General features: G+C 66.2%; 3 protein-coding genes and 1 pseudogene. 3 read left to right on the top strand and 1 reads right to left on the bottom strand.

Annotated features, from left to right (window positions below; translation table 11 throughout):
• The 3 genes and pseudogenes from ABFX54_RS55650 to ABFX54_RS55645 all read left to right on the top strand — a co-directional run.
• The coding region (locus tag ABFX54_RS55650; RefSeq protein WP_346115441.1) for a DUF5615 family PIN-like protein at positions 1 to 3,694 on the top strand (3,694 nt) is incomplete at its 5' end.
• Positions 3,691 to 3,939: pseudogene (locus tag ABFX54_RS57360) on the top strand (DUF3027 domain-containing protein); the annotation flags it as partial. The gene ABFX54_RS55650 and the pseudogene ABFX54_RS57360, both read left to right, overlap by 4 nt.
• Positions 3,940 to 4,026: 87 nt before the next feature.
• Positions 4,027 to 4,407: a hypothetical protein gene (locus ABFX54_RS55645; RefSeq protein WP_346115440.1), complete on the top strand. Its 381-nt coding sequence runs from the start codon at positions 4,027 to 4,029 to the stop codon at positions 4,405 to 4,407.
• Between the two features lie 565 nt (positions 4,408 to 4,972).
• Here ABFX54_RS55645 and ABFX54_RS55640 read toward each other — a convergent pair.
• Positions 4,973 to 5,632: a group II intron maturase-specific domain-containing protein gene (locus ABFX54_RS55640; protein ID WP_346115439.1), complete on the bottom strand. Its 660-nt coding sequence runs from the start codon at positions 5,630 to 5,632 to the stop codon at positions 4,973 to 4,975.
• Positions 5,633 to 5,733 lie beyond the last annotated feature (101 nt).

The raw sequence follows: 5,733 nt of genomic DNA, 5'->3' as shown, positions 1-5,733 counted from the left end.
CACCACCAAGAACACCTACGACGACTACGGCCGCCCGCTGACCGCCACCGACGCCATGGGCAAGGTCTCCAGCACCGCCTATCAGCCCTCGGTGGGATGGCCGTATCAGGGGATCACGGTTACCAACCCGCTGGGCCACACCATCACCACCACCTCCTCCCACCGCAACGGCCTGCCCACCAAGCTGGTCGACGCCAACAACAAGGTCACCGAGATCGACTACGACGCTCTCGGCCGCGCCTCGGCTCTGTGGGAGCCCGACCAGCCCAGGGCCGGCGGCACGCCAACCGCGACCGTCGCCTACGACCTCCCGTTCAACGGCAACCTCGGCCAGCCCACCGCCCCGGCCAAGACCACGCTGCGCAAACTACTGCGCGGCACGACATATCTGTCCACCTACGGCTATGAGGATGGCTTCGGCCGGCAGCGCGAGACCCAGACCGAATCGCCGGTCGGTGGCCGCGTGGTCCTGGTGACGGCTTACGACGGCCGCGGCCTGGAGGGGGCGTCCTCCCAACCTGTGCACAACACAGGAGCCCCCGGCGCAGGCTTGCTGAACCCGGCACTGACCGCACTTCCGTCGTGGACCAAGACCGTCTACGACAGCATGGAACGCCCGACTGCGGTCATCGACTACCACCTGAGCACCGAGTTCCGCCGGACCACGACCGTTTATCCCGGACTGGACCGGGTCGAGGTCGTTCCGCCCGTCGGCGGTAAGACCGTCACCGTCTCCGACGTCTTCGACCGCACCGTGAAGACCGAGGAGTGGAAGGACGGCACCACCCACCACGACACCACGTACACCTACAGCGCCGCCGGAGACCTTACCAAGATCACCGATGCGAACGGCAACGTCCGCACGTTCACCTACGACTGGCTCAGCCGCCGTACGACGGCCACTGATCCCGACGCCGGTTCGTCCTCCTACGGCTATGACGCCGCAGGCCGACCGGTATGGACCATTGACGGCAAGGGCGGCAAGGTCTCCACCGTCCACGACGATCTGGGCAGACGCGTCAGCCAATGGGCAGGCGAGCCACAGACAGGAACCAAGCTCGCCGAATGGACCTACGACTCCGTCGCCAAGGGCCGTCTCACTGCCGCCACCCGTTACGTCGGCTCCAGCAGCTACGTCGATGCCATCACCTCGTACGACAACTCCTACCGTGCGACAGGCACGAAGCTCACCATTCCGCCCGCCGAAGGAGCGCTGGCGGGTGAGTACCAGTTCACCGCGAGCTACGATGCGGCGGGTAACCTGATCAGTCAGAGCATGCCGGGGAAGGGCGACCTGGCAGCCGAGACGCTCACCTTCGGCTACACCGGTCTCGGCCTGGTCAAGGACCTCACCTCCGACTACGGCGGCGGCACCACCTACGTCAAGGAAACGGTCTTCTCGGCCACCGCTCGGCTCAACGAGCGTTCTTATGGCGCCAACGCCCAGGTGAAACGCACCTACACCTGGGACGAGGCCACGGGATGGCTGAACCGTCTCACCACGACCGCCGGCTCGCAGGTCGCACAGGACGACACCTTCACCTACAACAATGGTGGACAGGTCACCCGCATCCAGGACGCTCCAGCGGGCCAGTCCGAATGCTTCGGATACGACGGCCTCGATCGGCTGACCACCGCGTTCACCACGACCGCCGGCACCTGCACGGCCGGCGACGGTCAGGGTGTCGACCCGTACAACCAGTCGTTCACCTACGACGCGGTCGGCAATCTGCAGACCGTCACCGACAACGGGGCCACTTCCACCTACGGTTATCCGGCACCGGGCGCGTCCGCGACACGGCCCAACGCCGTCACCTCCATCACGCGCCCCGGCCGGACCGATACCTACGGCTACGATGCCGCCGGTCAGCTCGTCGCCCGAACCGTCGACGGCAAACAGTCCACCTTCACTTGGAACGCCCTGGGACAGATGGACAAAGCCGTTGTCGACGGCGCCGAAACCTCGATGGTCTACGACGCCGACGGCGAACGGCTCATCCGCCGGGACCCTGACGGCTCCTCCACTCTCTACCTCGGCGGCATGGAGATCCGGGCGACCGGCGGCATCGCCAAGGCCACCCGCTACTACTCCGGTCCTGACGGCGCCGTGGTCGCGATGCGCACCAGCGGTGGCATCCAGTGGCTGGCGTCAGGCATGCACGGATCCACCCAGCTCGCCGTGAACGACAGCACCGGGCAGGTCTCCCGCGAGCGCTACCTGCCCTACGGTCAGCGGCGCGGAAGCGATGACCTGCCGTTCACCGACAGGGGTTTCCTCGGCAAGGTCGAGGACTCGGCCACCGGCCTCAACTACCTGTCGGCCCGCTACTACGACCCGGCGATCGCCAAGTTCGTCTCCACGGACCCGCTGCTGGACTTGACCAAACCGCAATGGACCAATCCGTATTCGTACGCCGGCAACAATCCCGTGGGTGCTTCCGACCCCACCGGGTTGAAGGTGATCGATGACGCGGGATCGGCTGACCCGTGCGCCAAGCCCAAGAGCACGGGATGCAAGGTCAAGCGCAAGCAGGAGGCCGATGCCGCGCTGCGCGCCGCGCAGGCAGAAGTGCAACGGCAGCTCAAGGCGCTCGTTGACGCCGTACTGTCCATAGCGAAGATCGCGGCCGACGAACTGGGCATCACCGCCGGCATCAAGTGCTTCACCACCGGGGACCTGGGGGCCTGCGGGGAAACGGCACTTAACATCCTCGGCTCACTCGCAGGCGGCCTCGCCGGCAAGCTGGCGGCGAAATACGCACTGCCCTGGAAGTGGAAGAAGGCCTACGAACTCGGCAAGGCGATCTGGAAACACGCTGGTGACGCCATCAGCGCCTTCAAGAACTGGCTGGCGGCGAAGGACAAGCTCAAGATAGCCGAGCGAGCCAGGGAAGCGGCGACCAAGGCACTAGGCGACTGCAACAGCTTCGTTCCCGGCACCTTGGTCGTGATGGCCGACGGGAGTACCAGACCGATCGAAGACGTCGACGTCGGCGATCATGTCCTGGCGACCGATCCGCATACGGGCGAGCGTTCAGCCCAACCCGTACTGGCGCGCATCGTCGGCGAAGGTGCCAAGAACCTGGTGCAGATCTCGGTCACGACCGAGGACGGCTCAGGAGTGCTGATCGCGACCGCCGAACACCCGTTCTGGGTGGATGACCTGCAGACCTGGGTCGGCGCCACTCGACTGTCGCCAGGCATGTGGCTCAGGACCGGAGCCGGCACGCACGTCCAGATCGCGGCTGTCAGCAAGTGGACCAGCGGTAAGCAGGACGTCTACAACCTCAGTGTCGCGGGCCCGCACACGTATCACGTGGCAGCGGCGAACACCGACGTCCTGGTTCACAACGACAACCCGACGTGCGACCTCGCGGCAGCGATGAAGCGGGCGCTGGCGAAGAAGGCCGGGTTCACCGGGGTGGGCGAGCGCCTGATCGTTGACGAGAACCTCTCGCCCGGCCTGGCCGCGTTCCTGCGGAAGCAGGGATACGACGTGCGGAGTGTCGCGGAGATGGGTCTCAAAGGCGCGAAGGATTCAGAACTCGCCCGGCTCGCCGAACAACTCGGCGCGAAAGTGGTGACCCGGGACCGCGGCCGGCAAATGGACGGAGGTTTTGGGCGGAATGCGATTCAGATAAACTCGAAGATCAGTAGTTTCGCGGCGATCCTGAGGATCATCACCGGTAAATGACAGACATTCCTGGCCACCCCGGGCCAAGCGCGGCCGAATGTTCCGCGATCCACGAACGGTGGGTCGCGGAACGGAATCGGCGTACCGAGGATCCCGGTTATCGGGAGGAGTGGTACTCCGAGCAGTGCGGCGGCTGCCGGTTCTGGTTGCCGCTGTCCGGCGAACTGGGCAGGGACTACGGCGCGTGCGCGAATCCGGCCTCGCCCTTCGACGGACGAGTCCGTTTCGAGCATGACGGGTGTGAGGCCTTCCAGGAGTCGGGAGCCTGGTCCACGCCGGAGGATCATGACGCGCATCGACGCTGGATGACTTATCTCCGCACGCTGGACAGCATGGACGAGGGCGGCCTTGATTTGCTCCGCGCCGCTCTCGCCGAAGAGCCTGACCGTGAGATGGCGCTGGCCGTGATCCTCCGCGCGCTGGAGGTGGTGGGTGCGAGCGAGCGGCAGGAGTGGATCGAGCTCGCCCCGCCAGGGGAGGGCCGCGAGCACGCCGAGTCACGAGCAAGAGATCTCGGCATCGTGGCGGGCGGGCCGACAGGTGTGCCCGACGAGTGGTCGGACTGGACTCAGCAGCGGATAGCGGCGACGAGTTCGGATCTTGCGATGCTGGACCTGCTCGCCCAAGCCGGGCGCACCCGAGGCATCCGGCGGATGGCCGCCGAGCGTAGGCAGGCGATGGTTTTGCGTCCCGAGGCCGGGGACGACCGCTGATCCGGCTGCAGGTCGGGAATCGAACGCCTGATGACGCTTTCCTCGATCGTCTTGTACCGCCGCGTCAGCTCTCGGACGATCTCCGGCAGCGTCCCGGTGTCGCCTCCGCATCCGCCGAAGCTGGGCGAGTCGCCGCACCTCAATGCCACGATCTATGCCCTTTACTGCTGCTTCCTGTTGTCGATCTGGGCCAGCAGCCGGCGTTCAACCCAGGAGGAGCGACGCGGCGGCTCGTACAGGCTGATGACAGCTGCCGCCCTCCCAGAGCGCCCGCTCCAACCAGAATCACCGGCCACTTGGACGCTCGCCAGTAACAGGAAGCCACCAGCGCGTCTCCCCACCGTCGAACATCCCCTACAACGGCAACCCGCCCGGCTCGGCGCGATAGGCGACGGGACCGTCCATGGCATACAGATCGAAGCCTTCCGGCCCCCAGGACTGTCAATGTGCGGTCGGCTCGAAGCGCGGTGCCGGTGTTGCCACCGGTCCGTTTCTCCGAGCCGCCGTCCCGAACCCGCCGTGCGGCTCTCACCGCAACGGGCTCTCCACGTGTCTTGCCCGATGGTCAGCTGGTGGCTGCCGGTTCGATGGTCCACGGAGTGGGGATGGTCGCTCCGCGGTATCGGTAGCGGACGATCGCAACGCTGGATGCGCCGCGGAAGGCCACCGATCCTTCGGCGAATCTCCAGCCCTGGTCGCAGAATCTCCGCAGCTGACTGCGGGGTATCCGGTGTTTGCGAAGGAGCCATCGGGCGATCCGCTGCCACGCGTGGCGGTCGATCGCGGCGAAGGTCTTCTTGGACACGCCATGGCGGAAATAGTTCGCCCACCCGGCCAGCATCCGGTTCAACCCGCTCAGCAGGGCGGCCAGACTCTGGTTGCGGGTGTGTCTGTAGGTCCGTTCCGAGATCCGGTCCTTGATCGCCTGGACGGCTGCCGCGGACGGGCGGGTATAGACGACGAGCTTGTTCGTGCCGCGTTTCCGCTGGCGGCGAATGTGCTGGCCGAGGAAGTCGAAGCCGTCGTCGATGTGGGCCACACGGGTCTTGTCCACGGATAGGCGCAGGCCGAGCCGGGCCAGGACCGCCGTGATCTGCTCACGCAGCATCTCGGCCCGCTCGGCTGGTCCGGACACCCTGACGACGAAGTCGTCGCAGTAGCGGATCAGCCGCCAGTTGCCCTGCCCGGCGCGTCTGCGCTTGGTGCGCTGGTAGTCGGTGCCCATCAGGATGTGCCACTGGCTGTGGAAGTGCTCATCCAGTGCCGTCAGGGCGTCGACTACGACTACAACGAGGAGACCGGCTACGAGAGCTGGGGCCGCTTCTT

This window comes from Nonomuraea maheshkhaliensis, from assembly GCF_039529435.1.
Classification (GTDB): Bacteria; Actinomycetota; Actinomycetes; order Streptosporangiales; family Streptosporangiaceae; genus Nonomuraea; species Nonomuraea maheshkhaliensis.
The sequence above is the reverse complement of the archived record's forward strand: the minus strand, read 5'-3'. Positions and strand labels throughout refer to the sequence as shown.